Raw genomic sequence first — 17,994 nt, forward strand, 5'->3', positions numbered from 1 at the left:
GGACACGCCGCGTGCCCGTGCGGCGGTGCCCCGGCGCGCGGCGCCGCGGGTCCCGCCGACGACGAGGAGCCCGCACCCCGGCCGGGGTGCGGGCTCCTCGTGGACCGCCGCCGCGGGGGCGGTTCAGTGGACCGCCGCCGTAGGGTGGTTCAGGCGCTGATCTCGGCCGCCTGCCGCTCCTCGTCCTCCAGGGCGCGCTCCGCCGCGTTGTCGAGCGTCGCGAGCACCCACTGCTCGAAGTCGATGCCCGACTGCTCGGCGGCCTTGTGCCACCACTGGAGCCGGCTGCCGGGCACCGCGAGGCGCCGCATCGTCTCGGTGGTCTGCGAGCCGTCCCGCACCTCGTTCTCCCGCGCCATGCGGATGGCGTTGCGGAGCTGCTTGGTCGTCCACTGCAACTGCTCCGCGCGGTCCAGCCACAGCTCCTGCTCGTCGATCGGCAGGGACGCCAGTTCCGCGTGGTGCTGGAAGCTCAGCGCCGAGCGCCGGCGGCTGAAGTCGAAGCGCCGCGACACCCACGCGTAGTTGCGCAGGGTCTGGTACTGCAGGCCCGCCGCGCGTATTCCGCGCTGATAGCGGTCGGTGTAGTGGTCCTTGCCGTATACGAGCCAGTCCCCCAGCCACCAGGAGGACGAGTTCACAATTCCGGAGAGCTGGCGTCCGGCCCGCTCCCAGTCCTCGAAGGTCAGCCCGGCCGGCATTTGCAGGCCCACCTTCGTCGTCAGCACCTGGCCACGACGCTCGTCCACTCGTCGCTGCCGCGGGACCGTATTCGCGTTTCTACGGAACAGCGCAACCTTCGAGTCCTCGAGGTCGCCGACCTGGTTCGTCATCATGCCTCCATGTGAATGAAGTGCGAACGGACGCGGACACCACGGATCGCGTCCGTACGGAATAAGCCATGCGGGTTCGGCAGCCATGACCGCGGCCCCGCCCAGGGGCCGGTCGCCGTCGCGCTCCGCGCGCGGCACAGGCTGGCCGATCAATCAGCCGATCGGCCGGATGAGAGAGCGTTCGAGCCGCTCGCCGCGGCGGACCACCCGGAGTTCCGTCTCCTCAGGGGTGGCCCGTCCGCGCGGCCGCGCGTGTCATCCCGCCGTCAGGGCGCCTCTACCGGACGAGGCGGCCATCGGCGCAGAGCACGGGCAGGTCCGGCCGTTCGGCGCGTCCCTCAGGACAGCGCACCAGGCATTCAGTCGGCATGTGTGCGGATTCGTACATCAACTATTCGCCCCCGTTCAACTACTCGCCCCGTATCGCCCGGGCCCACCCACTCCGTGCCGTCGGTACGGCGACGTCTCCCATCGCTGCCGAGTGCTCGTTTCGAAGTGGTGTCCGCCCAGGCCTCACCGAGTAGAACCCGGCGCCTGTTGGAGATTCAAGGAAGGAGCCGTCGCTCGTCGCGACTTTTCGAAGTCCGAACACGCGCCCCCATCACCGCTAACTCCGGCACGGTACGGCCCGTCTCTCCACGCGGGCCGATGCCGGATCAGTTCCGTCGAATGCCTTCCGCCAGTCAAGCCCGAAATCGAGCCAATATCCGATACGGCGGGGAACAGTTGCAGACGAGAAGGGAAAGCGTCGGAGAACGGGGTGCATCTCGACGTTTGCGGCCGGATCCCGGCAAACGGTGATGATCCTTTACCGGGTCGCCCCTAGCCGATTCTCAGGGGTGTCAGGGAACACTAGCACTATCCATACGAACTCTTAACGCGGGCGAGCGGCCGCACTCTTCGGTCATTCCGCACATGAGCACCGGCCGGCCGCCGTCCCGGCCCACGATGCGGAGTCGCGTGGTCCCGGTGGAGCATGAGGTGACAGGCGCATCGAGTGGCGTAGCGGAAGCCGCGGGGGCACTCGCGCGGCGGTGCGGCGAGGAGGCACGCGCCCCTCCGGCCGGGGCGCGTCGGCGGGCCAACGGGGCTGGTGCGACGGCGTATTGCCACACCGGTCACGCCCGCACCAAGATGGTGCGCGGCGCTCGCGGATCCTAGACTCGACGCTCGGCAACCGCCGCTCAGGGACGTACGGGAGGGATCGCAGCATGGTTGTGCCCTGCGCACCGCCAACGTCAACTCCGGCCAGCGAGGTGCCCGACCCTCAGTTCGCGTCACCCTTCAGCGACTTCACCGACCAGGTCTTCCAGCACCTCCGCCGGTCCGACCAGCGCCGCTGGGCCGGGGCCTACCTCGCGGGCCTGCTCATCACCCCCGGCAAGAAGTCCGTACGCCGCCTGGCCGGGGCCGTCTCGGCCTCCCCCACGGCCGTGCAGTCCCTGCGCCAGTTCGTGAGCCTCAGCCCCTGGGACTGGGAGCCGGTCATGGACCAGCTCACGCGCTGGGCCGAGGGCCACGGCCCCGCCACCACGTGGGCGATCGGCCGCGCGGTGCTGCCCAAGCGCGGCGACCGCTCCGTCGGGGTGCACCGCTACTTCGACCCCGGCACGGGCCGCACCCTCAACTGTCAGCTCGGGCTCGGCGCGTTCCTCTGTATCGGCGGCCTCCAAGTCCCGGTGGAGTGGCGGCTGTTACTCCCCGCCCCCTGGACCGAGGACCCGCAGCTCCGACGCCGCGCGCGCATCCCCGACGAGGTGCGCCACCGCCCGCTGTGGGCCCAGGCCCTCGACCTGGTCGACACCCTGGAGGCCCGGACCGCGCCGACGCCCGCGCCGGTCGTCGCCGACATGAGCGACGACCCCGACACCGCGCTGCTGCTGCGCGGACTCAGCCAGCGCGCCCGGGACTTCGTCGTCGCCGTCCCCCCGCACCTGAAGGTCCTGCCGATCGGCGAACGCACCGCGAACGGCCCGGAGCCGGTCAGCGCCCGGGCCCACATCTCCCAGGGCAACACCGACACCGTCGAGGTGACCACCGCGGACGGGCGCAAGCAGGAGCTGCCGGTCCAGTCGGTCCTGGTCCGCCTGCCGGGCGCCCGGCCGGGGGCCACACAGGAGTATCCCTACCGGCTGTTCACCGAGGTGCTGCCGGACGGCCGCCCGGCGACCCTCTGGCTCACCAGTCTCACGCACCGCCGACTCGACAACGTTGCCTCACTGGCAACCAACCGTCACGGCACCACCGCCGCCGTCGCGAGCATGGAGCGCCACTTCGGCCTCCTCGACTTCGAGGGCCGGTCGTTCCCGGGCTGGTACCACCACATGACGCTCGTCTCGGCCGCGTACACGTATCAGCGGCTCACCCACCGGCCGGTCCCCCGGCACCTCCCGTGCTGCCCCGCACCGCACGTGTGCACGGCGCCGGAGCGGCTCCACATGGCGGGCCACTGACCCTCCGGGCAGCCGCCCCGGCCCGCCGGGCGCCGACGGCAGGGCACGCGCCACGACGGCGCGGTCCCGAGCCGCCGGGGCGCACCAGGCCACCGCCGTGCTCGTCGCCCGTCTCCACCGCGGCCGAGAGCTCCTGGCGCAGATGGTCGACGTACGGCGAGAGCTCCGTGGCGCCACGGTTGCACCACTCCAGCACCACGCACAAGCGTGCGATTTCCGAGGCTCGCGCTCCCGGTTCCGGTCTCGCTCCGGCTCCGTTCCGGTTCAGGGCCCGGCCCTGACTCCGGTTCCGGTTCCACTTCCGGGAACGACGAGAGGCCGCCTCCGCAGTGCTCTGCGAAAACGGCCTTCGACCCGCTGTGAAGCTGGTCGGGACGACAGGATTTGAACCTGCGACCCCTTGACCCCCAGTCAAGTGCGCTACCAAGCTGCGCCACGTCCCGTTGCCCGCTTGACCTGGGGTTTCCCCTGGCCGAACGCGCACCGAAACAATACCGCACTCGGGCCGGTGATCGCTCCCGCCTTTCCCTCTTGACCTCAAGCGCACTTCACCTTGCACGCTCTCCGGCATGACGACCACCACGGAACACACCTACACCTACGCGGATCTGCCCGGCCTGATGCGTCTGATGACGGGCGACGAGAAGCACGGCCCCGCGGCGACCTCCACGCTCGACGCGCTCTGGGTGCTCTACGACCGTGTGCTGCGGGTCACACCGGAGCGCGCGGACGACCCGGAGCGCGACCGGTTCCTGCTCTCCAAGGGGCACGGCCCGATGGCGTACTACGCGATCCTCGCCGCCAAGGGCTTCGTGCCCGTGGACTGGCTGGAGGGGTTCGGGGCGTACGACTCCCCGCTCGGGCACCACCCGGACCGGGTCCTCGTGCCGGGGGCCGAGATCGGCAGCGGTTCGCTCGGCCACGGCCTGCCGCTCGCGGTCGGCACGGCCCTCGGGCTCAGGGCCCGCGGGCTCACCGACCCGAGCGTGTGGGTGCTGGTCGGCGACGCGGAGCTGGACGAGGGCAGCAACCACGAGGCGATCGCCTACGCCGGGCCCGCGGGCCTGGAGCGGCTGCACGTGCTCGTGATCGACAACGCCTCGGCGTCGTACGCCCGCCCCGGCGGCATCGCCGCCCGCTTCGAGGCCGCGGGCTGGTCCGCGGTGACCGTCGACGGCCGCGACCACGACGCGCTGCACGCCGCCTACACCGCGCCGCACCCCGGGCGGCCGCACGTGGTCGTGGCCCGCGTCGAGCCCAAGGAGCACACGGGCGAGCCCAAGCAGCACGCGGACGACCCCAAGTCCGCCTGAGCCGCGCTGCTTCGCCGCTTCCCCGCTCCCTCCTCCTCCCCCTCCGCTTCCCCCCCGTACCCGGAAAGGACCTCTCCCCATGGACACCATGCGTGATCGTTTCGCCCCCGTCATGGCGCGGCTGCTCGACGAGGACCCGCGCGTCGCCGTCGTGCTCGCCGAGATCGGCAGGGACGCCTTCGAGGAGGCCATGCGCACGCACCCGGACCGGGTGATCAACGTCGGCATCCGGGAGCAGCTCCTCGTCGGCGCCGGCGCGGGCCTGGCCCTCGCCGGGCTCCGGCCGGTCGTGCACACCTTCGCGAGCTTCCTCGTGGAGCGCCCCTTCGAGCAGGTCAAGCTGGACTTCGGCCACCAGGGCGTGGGCGGGGTCCTGGTCAGCGCGGCGGCGTCGTTCGACTGGCCCGAGGGCGGCTTCACCCACATGGCGCCGGGCGACGTCGGCGTCCTCGACACGCTGGACGGCTGGGCCGTGCACGTCCCGGGCCACCCCGACGAGGCCGAGACGCTCCTGCGGCACGCGGTCGGCCCGGGCCCGGACGGCGCGGCCAAGGACGACAAGGCGTACGTCCGGCTGTCCGTACAGGCCAACCAGGCGCCGATGCCGGTGGACGGCGCCCGCATGCTGCCCGTGCGGCAGGGGCACGGGGGCGTCGTGGTCGCCGTCGGCCCGATGCTGGACCACGTTCTCGCGGCGACGGAGGGCCTCGACGTCACCGTCCTGTACGCGACGACGGTGCGGCCCTTCGACGCCGCCACGCTGCGCGGGGCCGTCGCGGACCTCGGGCCGGGGGCCGCCGCCGACGTCGTCCTCGTCGAGCCCTACCTCGCCGGCACGTCTACGGCCGCCGCGAACGACGCGCTGCTCGACGTGCCGCACCGGGTGCTCGGCCTCGGCGTGGGCCGTGCCGAACTGCGGCGCTACGGACGCGTGGAGGAGCACCTGCGGGCCCACGGCCTGGACGCGGCATCGCTGCGCGCGCGTATCACCGCTTTCCTGCGGGCAGCGGCCTGAGAACCTAGGCGCGTCCGAGCCCGACCGGCGTTCGAGGACGAGCCGCGGAGCGGTGACGGAGGGGGAGACGGAGGGGAAGGGGCGAAGCCAGCCCCAGAAGAAAGAGCCGGGGCCCGGGGGGCGGCAGCCCCCGGTTCCGGGGAGGGGCGTGCCTGAAGCACCCCGCGAGACCCCCGGCACCCGCGAGACCCCAGGCGCCCCGCGAGACCCCGGGCACCCCGCGAGAGCCCGGCCACCCCGCGAGACCCCGGGCGCCCCGTGAGGCCCCGCTACTCCGCCACCGGCACCCCCACCCCCGGATGGGCCTCAAGCAGCCGCCCCGGCGCGGCCTGCCGCCAGGAGTCCGCCAGGATGTCCCGCAGCTCGTCCTCGTCCAGCACGGCCAACCGCACCCGCACCCACGCGAAGCTCGCCTCGTGCGCCGCCACCCAGAACTTGTCGGGCTCCGCGAGCACCAGCTCGTCCCGCTCCAGCTTGGGGCAGCGCACGGCGATCGAGGTCTCGTCCTCGGGCAGGGTCGCGAACATCTTGCCCGCGACCCGGAAGGTCGGCATGCTCCAGGCGACCTTCTCCGTGGTGTCGGGCAGGGCGAGGGCGGTTCTGCGTACGTCGTCGGCGTTGACCATGGGCAGAACCGTAGCCAACCCCACTGACAACGCAGCCGCCCCTCCCGGGGCCCGCCCCTCACCCCACCCGCTCGTCCAGCCAGCGCGTCAGGTCCCGCTGCACCTCGTCCCGATTGGTCTCGTTGAGGATCTCGTGCCGGGCCCCGTCGTACGCCGTCCAGGTGAGGTCGCGCACGCCCGCGTACCGCAGGTCCTCCAGGAGTTCGTACACGAGGGTCATCCCCTGGTGGCAGGGGTCCTGGGTGCCGACGGCGACATGGACGGGCAGGTCCGCCGGGACGCGGGCCAGCGCCCGCGGGTCGTTGATCTTCCGGACGCCGCGCACCCAGTCCAGCGAGAGCCCGGCCGAGAACGGGAACCCGCAGCGCTCGTCAGCGACGTACGCGTCGACCTCGGCCTCGTCCCGCGAGAGCCACTCGAAGCCGGTGCGGTGCCGGTGGCCGTCGTTGAAGGAGGCGAACAGCTCCGTGACGAAGGACGAGGGGGCCGCCCGGCCGCCCTCGGCGACTTCCCGGCCCAGGCGCGCCAGCGCCGACTCGGTCTCGGCTCCGGGCAGCGAGCGGAAGGTGCCGGAGAGGACGAGGCCCGCGAGCCCGTCGGCGTACTCCTGGGCGTAGTCCCGGGCGAGCATCGACCCGAGGCTGTGCCCGAACAGCACCACGGGGACGCCCGGGTGCAGCGCGCGGACCTGGTCCCCGACGGCCTTGAGGTCGTCGACCATCGCCCGCCAGGCGTCCGTGCCGCCGCGGCCGCCCCCGTCCGCCGGCTCGGCGACGCCGTAGCCGCCCGTGCCCGGGGCCGTGGCGCCGTGGCCCCGGTGGTCGGAGGCGACGACCCCGTAGCCGTGGGCGGCGAGGTGGCGCGCGAACCTCTCGTAGCGCAGGGCGTGTTCGGCGGCGCCGTGGACGATCTGCACGACGGCCCGGGGCCTGCCGTCGCGCGGCTGCCAGCCGTACGTGGCGACGGCCACGCCGTCCGACGCGGTCAGCAGCCCGGTGCTGCGGGCGGTCGTCGCGTCCCGCCCGTCGTCGTACTCAGACATCCGACTCCCTCTCCTCCTGCGGCTCGTGGCACCCGCGCGTCCAGGACAGCCCAATCCTCCTGCGCCGTACAGCAGTTCAGGCCACTCCCCAAGCCCGTCGGCGCCCGCCGCGACCAGCCGCCCGCCCCTTCTCACGCACCCGGTTCCCCATCCTCACCGAGGCGCTTGTAGAAGAACGTGGTCGGGCGCAGCACCCCCCGTGGGTCGGCGGCGTGGTCGGGGACGACGCCGAGCGGGGTCCAGCCCGCGGACGCGTACAGGGACGCGGCGGGGCTGTCCGTCTGGGTGTCCAGGAGCAGCAGCCTCACCCCGGAGCGGGCCGCTTCCCGCTCGGCGCGCGCCAGCAGGCGCCGGCCGAGGCCGCCGCCACGGGCGTCGCGGTGGACGAGGAGCTTGACGATCTCGGCGCGGTGGCGGGCGTTGGCCTTGTCGGCGTAGGCGAGGCTCACGGTGCCGGCAAGCCGCTCGCCGTCGCGGACCACCCAGGTGGCCACGCGCCCCGCGGTCACGTCCGGGGCGCGGTCGCGCCACCACCGGGCGGCGGTGGCACGGTCGAGGCCCGCGAGGAACCCGACGGACGCGCCGCCCTCCACGGCGTCGACGAGCAGCTCGCCCAACGCGTCGGCCAGCGCGTGCAGTTGCTCCCCGGTGAGGCGCTCCACATCGAGGGAGGGCTCGGTGGCGGTCACGGCGCCACCACCACAAGCGCGTACCGTACGGGCCGTCCGCCGGGGCACCGGAAGCGCGTGCCGCCCCACACGCGGAAGCGCAGGCAGTCCCCGGCCGCCAGGGCGTGGGTCTCGTCCCGCACGGTCACGTGGAGCTCGCCCTCCAGGACCCACAGGTGCTGTTCGAGCCCGGGCACGGGCGGCCGGTCGTACGTGAGGTCGGCGCCCGGCGCGAGGGTGCCCTCGACGACCTCGCCGCGCAGGCCCGCGAGGGGCGGCGACACGGACCGGCGGGTGAAGCCCGAGGCGGGGTCGGTCCACACCGCCTGGTCGGCGGCGCGCACGACGTGGGCCGGCTCGGCCTCCACCTCGCTCAGGAGCTGCGACATGGTGCGCCCGTAGGCGGCGCACAGCCGGTTCAGGGTGCTCGCGGTGGGGCTGATCTCCGCGTGCTCGGCCCGCGACAGGGTCGAGCGGCTGACTCCGCTGCGGTCCGCCAGCTCGCCGAGCGACCAGCCGCGCTCCGCGCGCAGCGCGGCGAGGCGGGCGGCGAGCCGGGCGTCGACGTCGGTGGACGGTACATCGTCGTTTCCCATATCTGGGACCGTAACCCATATCCGGTACAAGCGGGACGTCAATCCGAGATGCCGCCGATGCGGAAGCAGCAGCCGGAACGACCGGCCCCGCGACGGCCCCTCCTCGCCGACGGCGTCGCACGCGCCGCCCGGCTCAGCCCGTACGGCATGCGCTTCGATGTACTCCCCGGCGAGCACGGCAACCCCGCGCCGCACCTCTGCGCACCTCACATGGCTGGGGCGGCACCGCCTCGCCCCTTCGGGTGGCTCCGGTCGGAGCGTGGACTGGTCGGAACCACCCGAAGGTAGGGGCCCTGCACCATCGCCAGCGACCGGATGATCGTCACGGCATTCCGGGGCACCGAGCCGACACAGATCAAGGACTGGCTGACCGACGGCACCACCCCGCCGTGCACCGGACCAGGAGGCGAAGGCCACGTCCACCACGGTTTCGCCGAAGCCCTGCGGTCGGAGCACGGCAGCGACACCGGTTGCTCCCGGGCCGCGTCAGGGGTGGTGGGTCATGACGGCACCGTAGCGCCGCGCGCAGGAGCCGGGGAGCCGAGGCGAGGCCGTTTCGGTGGTTCGCCTCGGCCGCCACGGACCCAGCACCACGGAGGCGCGGCGCGCGGTGCCCTGCTCAGGCTGTGGCGTAGTCGGCGAGTGCGGGTTCCAGCAGGCCGAAGGCGCGGTGGGCCTCCGTGAGGACGGTGGCGGAGATCCGCTCGTTGTCCTGGCCGGCGAGGGTGAGGTCCTGGATGCGCTGGAACAGGGTGCGGTGGACGGCGCCCAGCAGGGCGGCGGCGGTGCGGGGGGTGATGTCGTCGCGGGGTACGCCGGTGGCGTCGGCCAGGGCATCCGCCAGGGCGGCCTCCCGCAGGTCGTGCAGGTCGCGCAGCCGGGCGCCGAGGGTGGGACTGTCGGCGATCATGCGGGCGAAGTCGGGGCCGGAGAACCCGGCGACCGGGTCGGCGGCCGCGGCCGCGTCGGTGAAGGCGCGGCGCAGGGCCGCCAGGGCCGACTCGCCGGTCGGGCGGCCGGTCACCGTGGCGGCCAAGGAGGCGACGAAGGCGTCCTGGTGGTCCAGGGCCAGGTCCTCCTTGCGCGGGAAGTAGTTGGTGACCGTCTTCTTCGCCACCCGCGCGGCGGCGGCGATCTCGGCGATGGTGGTCCGCTCGAAGCCCTGAGCGAGGAACAGACCCGTAGCGACGTCGGAGATGAGCTGCCGGGTCTCCTGCTTCTTGGATTCGCGCAGGCCGACGGGGGGTGCGGGCGAGGGAGCGTCAGTAACCATGAGGCAATCTTACCCCCGTAGCATTTTTATGTTGACACCCTGGGCGGCCACTTAGTAAGTTTACGTCCGTCGCAACTTTTCCACGGAGCGACGAACTCTGTGCACCTGATGACGTACGCACCTGGCGTACGCACCCGAAGAACGGATTCGCCCTTGCCCGCACCCCGCCCCACCACCCCGCGCGTCACGCCCTTCACCACCGGCACCCCCTTGACCGAGTGGAACAACCGCGCCCCGGTTCCGCCCCCCGGCAACCGGCGCCCCGCCCGCTCCCTCGCGGCGCCCGCCCGGCCGGTCCCCCCGAGGGCGCGCCCGCTGCCGCGCCGCGCCGGCTACTGACGCCGCCCACCCGACGCCCTCGCAGTTCCGCTCCCGCACCCGCTCCGCCCCCACCCCCGCAGAACCCTCAGGAGAAGCACCGTGCAGATCACCGCGTCCACCGTCTCGCTCACCGTCGACGACGTCGCCGCCTCCCAGCGGTTCTTCACCACCCACCTCGGCTACACCGAACAGGCCGCCGCCGAGGGCTTCGCCTCCCTCTCGCGCGACGACGCCGCGATGGACATCGTCCTGCTCGCCCGCGGCACCGACGTCCTGCCGCCCGACCAGCGCGACCAGCGCGCCGCCGGCCTGATCCTCGCCTTCACCACCACCGGCATCGAGACCGAGGAGAAGCGGCTGCGCGGCGAAGGCGTCGAGATCACCATGCCGCTGCGCGAGGAGCCCTGGGGCGAACGCCTCTTCCAGGTCACCGACCCCAACGGCGTCATCGTCCAGTTCGTCGAGTGGGTCACCCCCTCCTCCCCCGCGGCCATATGAGGCGTCGCCCGGAGGGACGGGCACCCGGACCGCCCATCGCGGTCGAGCAACCCCGAGGGGCCTTGGGGATCACGCGGCTGCGGCGAACTGTTCGGCCGGAGGCGGACCGGGGCGCCACGCGCGCAGCACCATCGCGTGGCGCCCCCGGAAGGGCGGCCACGGGCCTCCTGGCTCCCCGGCGTGGAGTCGCCCGTACGCGCGTTCCCTCCGGGATACGCGTGACCGTGAAGTGACCGCCACGACAGCGGAGGCGGTGAGCGTAGGTCGAGCACGCACACGAACAGGACCTTGGAGATCGCATGGCTCGTCGCTCCGCCCTCCTCGCCGCTGCCGCCTTCGCCCTGGCGGCGGTCACGGCTTCCCCGGCATCCGCTGTCCCCTCCGCCCAGGAGCCGACGCCCTCCGGCATCATCTGCAGTGCGATGTGGGACATCCGCGAGAAGACCTACTTCTGGACGAGCTGCTGGGCGGACCAGTCGGTGCCCTACCAGGAGTACCGGGCAGTGGTGCACTGCACCAACGGTGTGGCGTACGGCCCTTGGGCAGTCCCTTACGCTCCGCCGCGCAAGACCTCCTCCAAGGCCGTGTGCTCCGGAGGAACCCGCACCGGCTTCACCACGGAATGGCGCCGCCCCTGAATCGGCCTTGGTACGGGGTCGTCCGCGCCCCCGGGAAGGCACGGACGACCCCGGACGGTGAGGCGGATCACATACGGCTGGAGCGCCGTCTGCCGGGTGACCAGGGGCAAGGCGCGCGCGATGGCGGAGTGCCACGACGGCACGTCGCACTTCGGACGGTGGATGGGGCCGGGCAACTGGAAGTTCGGCATGAGCTGCGGCAGGAGCAAGATGGGCGCCTATGACGTGGAGTGGAAGGCGTAACACTCCCCGCACGCCCCGCGCTGACCGCACTCGTGGGCCGGATGCCGTGGCCAACCACGGGGTCCGGCCCACGAGTACGCCGCCCGAAACAGGTACGACCTGCCGGAACGGACCTCTCAGCCGGAGCAGCCCGAATGGAAGTGTCGCGTACTACTGGTCCTCCGCCGCCGCGTCCTTCAGGGCGTCCAGCACCGGGGCGATCAGCGGGTGCGTCTCCGCCCCGCACCGCACGGCGGCGAACACCCGGCGGGTGGGGGCGACCCCGTCCACCGGCCGGATCGCCACGTCCGCCACGTCCATGCCGCGCAGCGCGGACCGGGGGACGAGGGCCACCCCCGCCCCCGCCGAGGCGAGGGCGACGACCGCGCGGAAGTCGTCGGACGTGTGCTCGAGGACCGGCTGGAAACCGGCCTGCTCGCAGGCGAGGACCACCACGTCGTGGCAGGGGTTGCCGGGGAACGGGCCGATCCACGCGTCCTTGGCGAGGTCGGCCAGCGGCACCCACTCGCTGTCGGCGAGCCGGTGCGCCACCGGCAGCACCGCGTCGAACGGCTCGGCGTACAACGGCACCCGCGTCAGCCGCGGGTCGTCCGCACCGGGCGCGCCCCGGTACTCCACGGCGACCGCCACGTCCACCTGCCGGTCGAGCACCATCGGCAGGCTGGCGTCGCCCTCGGCGTCCTGGACGCGCAGCCGGATGCCGGGCGAGGACTCGGCGAGCCGCGTCAGGGCGGGCGCGACGACCAGGCCGATGCCGGTGGCGAAGGACGCGAGGGTGACCGTCCCTGCCGCGCCCGAGCTGTACGCGGCGAGCTCGGCCTCGGCCCGCTCCAACTGGGCCAGCACGGCATTGGTGTGCGCGAGCAGGATCTCGCCCGCGGCGGTGAGCCGCACCCCGCGGGCGGAGCGCTCGACGAGCCGGTGCCCCGTCTCCTGCTCCAGGGCGGTGAGCTGTTGGGACACGGCGGAGGGGGTCAGGTAGAGCGCGGCGGCAGCGGCGGTGACGGTGCGGTGGTCGGCCACCGCCCGGAGGATGTGCAGCCGCCGTGCTTCGATCATGCCCGCATTCTCCCACCCGCCCCACACCCCCGAGCACCCAGGAGAAGCCGCCGGCACCTGACGACAAGCACGCAACCGCAAGACGAACGCCGGAGGGAACGGGAGATATCAGCCCGTCCGGCGCTTGAGGACGAGGCGCGGAGCGCCGATGAGCGGGGGGCCAGGGGGCGCAGCCCCCTGGAGGCACCCCGGGCGGGGGCGCTAGGCCCCGGCCGACTCCAGCTCGGCGCGCGCCGCGACGAACGCGTCGACGGCCCGGTTCACATCCTCCGCCGAGTGCGCCGCGGAGAGCTGTACGCGGATACGGGCCTGCCCCTGCGGGACCACCGGGTAGGAGAAGCCGATCACGTACACGCCGCGCTCCAGGAGCAGCTCGGCCATGCGTCCGGCCTTCGCCGCGTCGCCGATCATGACGGGCGCGATGGCGTGGTCGCCGGGCAGGATGTCGAAGCCCTCCTTCGCCATCCGGGTGCGGAAGAGCTCCGTGTTCGCCGCGAGGCGTTCGCGCAGGTCACCGGCGGACTCCAGGAGGTCGAGCACCTTGAGGGAGGCCGCCGCGATCACCGGGGCGAGGGTGTTGGAGAACAGGTACGGGCGCGAGCGCTGGCGCAGCAGCGCGACGATCTCGGCGCGCGCGGCGACGTACCCGCCGGAGGCGCCGCCGAGGGCCTTGCCGAGGGTGCCGGTGATGATGTCGACGCGGTCCATGACGCCGTGCAGCTCGGGGGTGCCGCGGCCGCCGGGGCCGACGAAGCCGACGGCGTGCGAGTCGTCGACCATGACCATGGCGTCGTAGCGCTCGGCGAGGTCGCAGATCTCCGCGAGCGGGGCGACGTAGCCGTCCATGGAGAAGACGCCGTCGGTGACGACCAGCTTGCGCCGGGCGCCGCCCTCGGCGGCCTCCTTGAGCTGCTTCTCCAGGTCGGCCATGTCGCGGTTGGCGTAGCGGAAGCGGCGGGCCTTGCACAGCCGGATGCCGTCGATGATCGAGGCGTGGTTGAGGGCGTCGGAGATCACCGCGTCCTCGGGGCCGAGCAGGGTCTCGAAGACACCGCCGTTGGCGTCGAAGCAGGAGGAGTACAGGATGGTGTCCTCCTGCCCGAGGAACGCCGAGAGCCGCGCCTCCAGCTCCTTGTGGACCTCCTGCGTGCCGCAGATGAAGCGCACGGACGCCATGCCGTAGCCCCAGCGGTCCAGGGCCTCGTGCGCGGCGGCGACGACCTCGGGGTGGTCGGCGAGGCCGAGGTAGTTGTTCGCGCAGAAGTTGAGGACCTCGCCGGGGCGGCCCCCCGCGGTGACGGCGACCGTCGCGGACTGCGGGGTGCCGATGACGCGCTCGGGCTTGTGCAGCCCGGCGGCGCGGATCTCGTCGAGGGTGGCGGCCAGGTCGTCGCGTACGGAGTCGAACATGCGGGATTCCTTCGGGAGGTCGGCGGGCAGCGGGTGGGCGGCCCGCCCGGGTCCGGCGGTCGGGGTCCGGGGGACGGACGGGCCGGGGACGGACGGGCCGGGGGCGGACGGGCGGGCCGGGGACCGGTCCTGGCTCAGGAGGTCCAGTCGAGGATGACCTTGCCGCCGCGGCCGCTCGCCGCGTCGTCGAAGGCCGACTGGAAGTCACGGTGGCTGTAGCGGCCGGTGACGACGGGCGCGAGGTCGAGGCCGCCTTCCAGCAGCACGGACATGGCGTACCACGTCTCGAACATCTCACGGCCGTAGATGCCCTTGATGGTGATCATCGAGGTGACGATCCGCGCCCAGTCGACGGCGAACTCCTCGGACGGCAGCCCGAGCATGGCGATCTTGCCGCCGTGGGTCATGTTGGCGACCATGTCGCGCATCGCCCGCGGGTTGCCGGACATCTCCAGGCCCACGTCGAAGCCCTCGCGCAGGCCGAGCTCGCGCTGGCCGTCGGCGATGGTCGACTCGGCCACGTTGAGGGCGAGGCTGACGCCGACCTTGCGGGCGAGCGCCAGGCGCTCGTCGCTGACGTCGGTGATCACGACGTTGCGGGCGCCCGCGTGCCGCGCCACGGCGGCGGCCATGAGGCCGATCGGCCCGGCCCCGGTGATCAGCACGTCCTCGCCGACCAGCGGGAAGGACAGGGCCGTGTGCACGGCGTTGCCGAACGGGTCGAAGATCGCGGCGATGTCCAGGTCCACCGGCACCCGGTGCACCCACACGTTGCTCGCGGGCAGCGCGACGTACTCCGCGAACGCGCCGTCGCGGCCCACGCCGAGCCCGACCGTGGCGCGGCACAGGTGGCGCCGCCCGGCCAGGCAGTTGCGGCACTTGCCGCACACCAGGTGGCCCTCGCCGCTCACCAGGTCGCCGACCGTGACGTCGGCCACGTCGCGGCCCGTCTCGACGACCTCGCCGACGAACTCGTGCCCCACGACCAGCGGAGCCGAGATGGCCTGCTGCGCCCAGCCGTCCCAGGCCCTGATGTGCAGGTCGGTGCCGCAGATCCCGGTGCGCAGCACCTTGATCAGGACATCGCCGGGTCCGATGACCGGCTCCGGGACCTCCATCAGGCGGAGCCCGGGCTCCGCCTTCTCCTTGACCAGCGCCTTCACAGCGACGACTCCTGTCGTACGACGTACGGGAGCGGCATGACCCGCCCGTCGCCGGCCACATCCGCACCAGCAATCTTCCGTACGTCACGGCCCTGGTCCATCGAGGATTTCTTAACCGCCGCCGCAGCTTTCCTTCAGACCCCAGGCGCGCGCCGGGCCGCGGCCGGGGGCGCCTGGTGTGGTCGGGGTGCGGACGCGGACGGCGGCGGCGTCCGGGCCGGTGTCACAGGGGTGTGGCGAGGTCCCCCTCGGCCTCGCGGCGGTGGATGCGCTCCGTGAGCTCCGCCGCCATCGTCTTGATGGTGTCGAGCCCGGCCCTCCCCCACGGCCGCGGCCGCACGTCCACCACGCACACGGTGCCGAGCGCGATCCCGGTCCGGTCGAGCAGCGGCGCGCCCAGGTAGGACCGGACCCCCATCTCGTCGACGACCGGGTTGCCCGCGAACCGCGGGTAGTCGCACACGTCCTCCAGGACGAGCGCCCGGCCCCGCACCACCACGTGCGGGCAGTAGCCGCGGTCGCGCGCCAGGCAGCGCCCGAGGAGCCCCTCCGCCGCCTCGGACACCTCCCCCGGCTCGTCCTCCAGGAGCGTGGCCGGCGCGCTCTCGGGCAGGTGCAGGCCAGCGAGGAACTGCCCTTCCCCGCCGACGAAGTTGACCATGGCGTACGGGGCGTCCATGACCCGCGCGAGCCGGTCCGCGAACGCGTCGAGCCCGGGCTCGGGCCGCTGCCCGAGGCCCAGCTCGCGCAGCCTGCGCGACCGGGTCTGCGCTTGCTTGTCGACCGGGGTCACCAGCAGGTGGCGGACGAGGGTGAGCAGCGTCTGGATGCCGGAGCTGGAGATCCGCGCGTCGCAGCACACGACCGGCACCTGCGGGTCGAGGTCGATGGCGGTGCGCACCTCCTCGGGTTCGTAGCGGTAGGCGCCGTCGAACTCGTTGACGGCGACGATGAAGCCCATGCCCCGCTGTTCGAAGAAGTCGACGGCGGCGAAGCAGTCCTCCAGGCGCCGGGTGTCGGCGAGCACCACCGCGCCGAGCGCCCCTTCGGACAGCTCGTCCCACATGAACCAGAACCGTTCCTGTCCCGGCGTGCCGAACAGGTACAGGACGTGCTCGGGGTCGAGCGTGATGCGCCCGAAGTCCATGGCGACGGTCGTCGTGGTCTTGTTCTCCACGCCCGACAGGTCGTCGGTGGCTTCGCTGACCGTGGTGAGCAACTCCTCCGTGCTCAGCGGCGCGATCTCGCTGACCGCGCCCACGAAGGTGGTCTTGCCGACCCCGAACCCGCCCGCGACGAGGATCTTCAGCGCGGTGGGGAAGGGGTCAGAGCTGTCGTCGTAGTCCATCGAGCACTGCCTCCAACAGGGACCGGTCAGTCGGGTTGTGGTAGAAGTCCGGGGCTCTGGTGGTGATGGCCCCGCAGTCGACGAGGTCGGACAGGAGCACCTTGGTGACCGCCACGGGCAGCTTGAGCTGGGCGGCGATCTCCGCCACCGACGTGGGCGCCTCGCACATGCCGAGGGCCAGGGAGTGCTCCGGTCCGAGGTATCCGGCCGGGGTGGTGCCGGTCGTCCTCACCTGGGACATCAGGTCGAGGCGCGTGGTCGGTCTGGTGCGCCCGTTGCTGACCGTGTACGGGCGGATGAGGCGCCCTGCGGCGTCGTCGAGCCATGGCCCGTCGTGCGGGGCCGCCACGCTCAGCGCCTCATCGACGCGGGTTCACCGGCGGGCTGGCGCGGCGCTGTCACGAGGTACGGGCGCACGCTCTTGACCAGCATCGCCATCTCGTAGCCGAGCACCGCGGCGTCCGCCTCGCGCCCGGCGAGCACGGCCAGACAGGTGCCGGAGCCCGCGGTGGACACGAAGAGCAGCGTGGAGTCCAGCTCCACCACCACCTGGCGCACGTCGCCGCCGTCGCCGAAGCGGACGCCCGCGCTGCGCCCCAGCGAGTAGAGCCCCGAGGCGAGCGCGGCCATGTGGTCGGCGCTGTCCGGGTCGAGGCCATGGACCGACTTCACGAGACCGTCGCAGGAGAGCAGGACGGCGCTGTGGGTGTGCGGCACACGCTGCACGAGCCCGCTCATCAGCCAGTCGAGATCGGATACCTGGCCGGTCGGCACATCGCTCGCCATGGGGGATCGACTCCTTGAAAGTACGGGTTCGAGAGCGTCTCGAGGTCTGCGGGCAGGCGGGGTGGGGGTGGGGGGTGCGGCCCGGCCGCCCGGGGGCCGCGGCTCAGCCGCCCTGGTCGCCGCGTCCGGCGGGCCCGGTCCGTCCTGCGGGCCCGGTCCGGTCCGCGCCGCCGCCCGGGCCGTGCGGTACGCCGATGTCGTGCGGTACTCCGATGTCGTGCGGTACGCCGATGTCGTGGTCGGGCAGGTCGTCCCGGGCCTGGGCCGCCTGGGCGAGCCCGATGCCGCGCTGGAAGGCGGCCATCAGGCCGGGGTCGTGCCCGACGAGCTGGTCGTCCGCCACGCGGGGGGCGGGGGCGTCGCGGAGCTGCGGCGCGAGGTGCTCCTGGGCGCGGCGGCGGGGCAGCCGGGGCTTGCCCGCCCGCTCGCGCACGGTGCCGTTGCGGGGCACGGGCGGGGCCGCGGTGTGCTCGACGGTGGCGTCCCGGTCCTCGGGCCGGATGCCGGGCAGGGCTTCGGCGGGGGTCGGCCGGTCGCCGTGCGGGTCGCGGACGGGGAGCGGGACGGGCGGGGTGGTGCCGTTCACGCCCCCTTCCCGGTGGGCGGGGGTGTGCGGGGGCTGCGCCGCGGGCCGGTGGGCCGGGGCGCCCTGGTGGTACGCCGGGTGCGGGGCGTGCGGCGAGGGGGTGGCCGCGTGCCGGGCGCGCCC

19 protein-coding genes, 1 tRNA gene and 3 pseudogenes are annotated in these 17,994 nt (G+C 73.3%); 8 read left to right on the forward strand and 15 right to left on the reverse strand.

Translation table 11 applies throughout. From position 1 onward, the window contains the following. Nucleotides 1–149: 149 nt before the first annotated feature. On the reverse strand, nucleotides 150–836 hold the full coding sequence (locus IE330_RS33200) for an LmbU family transcriptional regulator (RefSeq protein ID WP_190139893.1): 687 nt from the start codon (nucleotides 834–836) through the stop codon (nucleotides 150–152). A 1,208-nt stretch (nucleotides 837–2,044) separates the two neighbouring features. Between IE330_RS33200 and IE330_RS33205 the strand changes: the two genes are divergently transcribed. After that, nucleotides 2,045–3,286, forward strand: a complete 1,242-nt coding sequence (locus tag IE330_RS33205; protein WP_444546240.1) for an IS701 family transposase — start codon at nucleotides 2,045–2,047, stop codon at nucleotides 3,284–3,286. Between the two features lie 366 nt (nucleotides 3,287–3,652). On the opposite strand, the gene IE330_RS33210 is transcribed toward IE330_RS33205, so the two are convergent. Further along, nucleotides 3,653–3,729 (reverse strand) — tRNA-Pro (locus IE330_RS33210). Between the two features lie 126 nt (nucleotides 3,730–3,855). Here IE330_RS33210 and IE330_RS33215 point away from each other — a divergent pair. Both IE330_RS33215 and IE330_RS33220 read left to right on the forward strand, forming a co-directional pair. Next, nucleotides 3,856–4,599, forward strand: coding sequence for a thiamine pyrophosphate-binding protein (locus tag IE330_RS33215; protein WP_190139895.1), 744 nt, complete (start codon nucleotides 3,856–3,858; stop codon nucleotides 4,597–4,599). 79 nt (nucleotides 4,600–4,678) lie between these two features. Further along, the gene (locus tag IE330_RS33220) at nucleotides 4,679–5,614 is read left to right on the forward strand and encodes a transketolase family protein (RefSeq protein ID WP_190139896.1); all 936 of its coding nucleotides are present in this window, start codon (nucleotides 4,679–4,681) and stop codon (nucleotides 5,612–5,614) included. Between the two features lie 269 nt (nucleotides 5,615–5,883). On the opposite strand, the gene IE330_RS33225 is transcribed toward IE330_RS33220, so the two are convergent. From IE330_RS33225 to IE330_RS33240, 4 genes are all read right to left on the reverse strand, one after another. Continuing rightward, nucleotides 5,884–6,240 carry an MmcQ/YjbR family DNA-binding protein gene (locus IE330_RS33225; protein ID WP_190139897.1) on the reverse strand — a complete coding sequence of 119 codons (357 nt, stop codon included), beginning with the start codon at nucleotides 6,238–6,240 and terminating at the stop codon, nucleotides 5,884–5,886. Between the two features lie 58 nt (nucleotides 6,241–6,298). Then, entirely contained in the window at nucleotides 6,299–7,282 is a 984-nt protein-coding gene (locus tag IE330_RS33230) for an alpha/beta fold hydrolase (RefSeq protein ID WP_190139898.1), read from the reverse strand. Nucleotides 7,283–7,413: 131 nt separating this feature from the next. Next, the gene (locus tag IE330_RS33235; protein WP_190139899.1) at nucleotides 7,414–7,971 is read right to left on the reverse strand and encodes a GNAT family N-acetyltransferase; all 558 of its coding nucleotides are present in this window, start codon (nucleotides 7,969–7,971) and stop codon (nucleotides 7,414–7,416) included. Next, complete coding sequence (locus IE330_RS33240; RefSeq protein WP_190139900.1) at nucleotides 7,968–8,546, reverse strand: helix-turn-helix domain-containing protein; 579 nt, start codon at nucleotides 8,544–8,546, stop codon at nucleotides 7,968–7,970. The genes IE330_RS33235 and IE330_RS33240 overlap by 4 nt, the downstream gene beginning before the upstream one ends. A 303-nt stretch (nucleotides 8,547–8,849) precedes the next feature. On the opposite strand from IE330_RS33240, the pseudogene IE330_RS39365 reads away from it, so the two are divergent. Then, nucleotides 8,850–8,996 (forward strand): annotated as a pseudogene (locus IE330_RS39365) (lipase family protein); the annotation flags it as partial. A gap of 169 nt (nucleotides 8,997–9,165) precedes the next feature. Here IE330_RS39365 and IE330_RS33245 read toward each other — a convergent pair. Next, nucleotides 9,166–9,819: a TetR/AcrR family transcriptional regulator gene (locus IE330_RS33245; RefSeq protein ID WP_190139901.1), complete on the reverse strand. Its 654-nt coding sequence runs from the start codon at nucleotides 9,817–9,819 to the stop codon at nucleotides 9,166–9,168. A gap of 153 nt (nucleotides 9,820–9,972) precedes the next feature. Here IE330_RS33245 and IE330_RS33250 point away from each other — a divergent pair, with 153 nt between their 5' ends. The 4 genes from IE330_RS33250 (at nucleotide 9,973) to IE330_RS33265 (ending at nucleotide 11,519) form a co-directional block, all read left to right on the forward strand. Further along, nucleotides 9,973–10,158 carry a hypothetical protein gene (locus IE330_RS33250; RefSeq protein ID WP_190139902.1) on the forward strand — a complete coding sequence of 62 codons (186 nt, stop codon included), beginning with the start codon at nucleotides 9,973–9,975 and terminating at the stop codon, nucleotides 10,156–10,158. Between the two features lie 81 nt (nucleotides 10,159–10,239). Then, the gene (locus tag IE330_RS33255) at nucleotides 10,240–10,638 is read left to right on the forward strand and encodes a VOC family protein (protein WP_190139903.1); all 399 of its coding nucleotides are present in this window, start codon (nucleotides 10,240–10,242) and stop codon (nucleotides 10,636–10,638) included. A 299-nt stretch (nucleotides 10,639–10,937) separates the two neighbouring features. Next, the gene (locus tag IE330_RS33260; RefSeq protein ID WP_190139904.1) at nucleotides 10,938–11,276 is read left to right on the forward strand and encodes a hypothetical protein; all 339 of its coding nucleotides are present in this window, start codon (nucleotides 10,938–10,940) and stop codon (nucleotides 11,274–11,276) included. Between the two features lie 57 nt (nucleotides 11,277–11,333). Further along, complete coding sequence (locus IE330_RS33265; protein ID WP_190139905.1) at nucleotides 11,334–11,519, forward strand: hypothetical protein; 186 nt, start codon at nucleotides 11,334–11,336, stop codon at nucleotides 11,517–11,519. 150 nt (nucleotides 11,520–11,669) lie between these two features. Here the strand turns inward: IE330_RS33265 and IE330_RS33270 are convergent, their stop codons facing one another. The 8 genes and pseudogenes from IE330_RS33270 to IE330_RS33305 form a co-directional block, all read right to left on the reverse strand. Beyond that, the gene (locus IE330_RS33270) at nucleotides 11,670–12,578 is read right to left on the reverse strand and encodes a LysR family transcriptional regulator (protein WP_190139906.1); all 909 of its coding nucleotides are present in this window, start codon (nucleotides 12,576–12,578) and stop codon (nucleotides 11,670–11,672) included. A 201-nt stretch (nucleotides 12,579–12,779) separates the two neighbouring features. Then, entirely contained in the window at nucleotides 12,780–13,988 is a 1,209-nt protein-coding gene (locus tag IE330_RS33275) for a glycine C-acetyltransferase (protein ID WP_190139907.1), read from the reverse strand. A gap of 134 nt (nucleotides 13,989–14,122) precedes the next feature. Then, nucleotides 14,123–15,151: an L-threonine 3-dehydrogenase gene (gene tdh / locus IE330_RS33280; RefSeq protein WP_190139908.1), complete on the reverse strand. Its 1,029-nt coding sequence runs from the start codon at nucleotides 15,149–15,151 to the stop codon at nucleotides 14,123–14,125. A gap of 223 nt (nucleotides 15,152–15,374) precedes the next feature. Next, entirely contained in the window at nucleotides 15,375–15,944 is a 570-nt protein-coding gene (locus tag IE330_RS33285) for a GAF domain-containing protein (protein WP_268257375.1), read from the reverse strand. Next, a pseudogene (locus IE330_RS33290) lies at nucleotides 15,945–16,499 on the reverse strand (GTP-binding protein); the annotation flags it as partial. It abuts the gene before it with no gap. Next, nucleotides 16,477–16,848 (reverse strand): DUF742 domain-containing protein, encoded by a 372-nt coding sequence (locus IE330_RS33295; protein WP_190139909.1) that lies wholly within the window; start codon nucleotides 16,846–16,848, stop codon nucleotides 16,477–16,479. The pseudogene IE330_RS33290 and the gene IE330_RS33295, both read right to left, overlap by 23 nt. 2 nt (nucleotides 16,849–16,850) lie before the next feature. Beyond that, a complete protein-coding gene (locus IE330_RS33300) occupies nucleotides 16,851–17,285 on the reverse strand; it encodes a roadblock/LC7 domain-containing protein (RefSeq protein WP_030688231.1) in 435 nt (144 codons plus the stop codon). Between the two features lie 103 nt (nucleotides 17,286–17,388). Next, nucleotides 17,389–17,994 (reverse strand): annotated as a pseudogene (locus IE330_RS33305) (hypothetical protein); the annotation flags it as partial.

Source organism: Streptomyces longispororuber, from assembly GCF_014656095.1.
GTDB classification, from domain to species: domain Bacteria; phylum Actinomycetota; class Actinomycetes; order Streptomycetales; family Streptomycetaceae; genus Streptomyces; species Streptomyces longispororuber.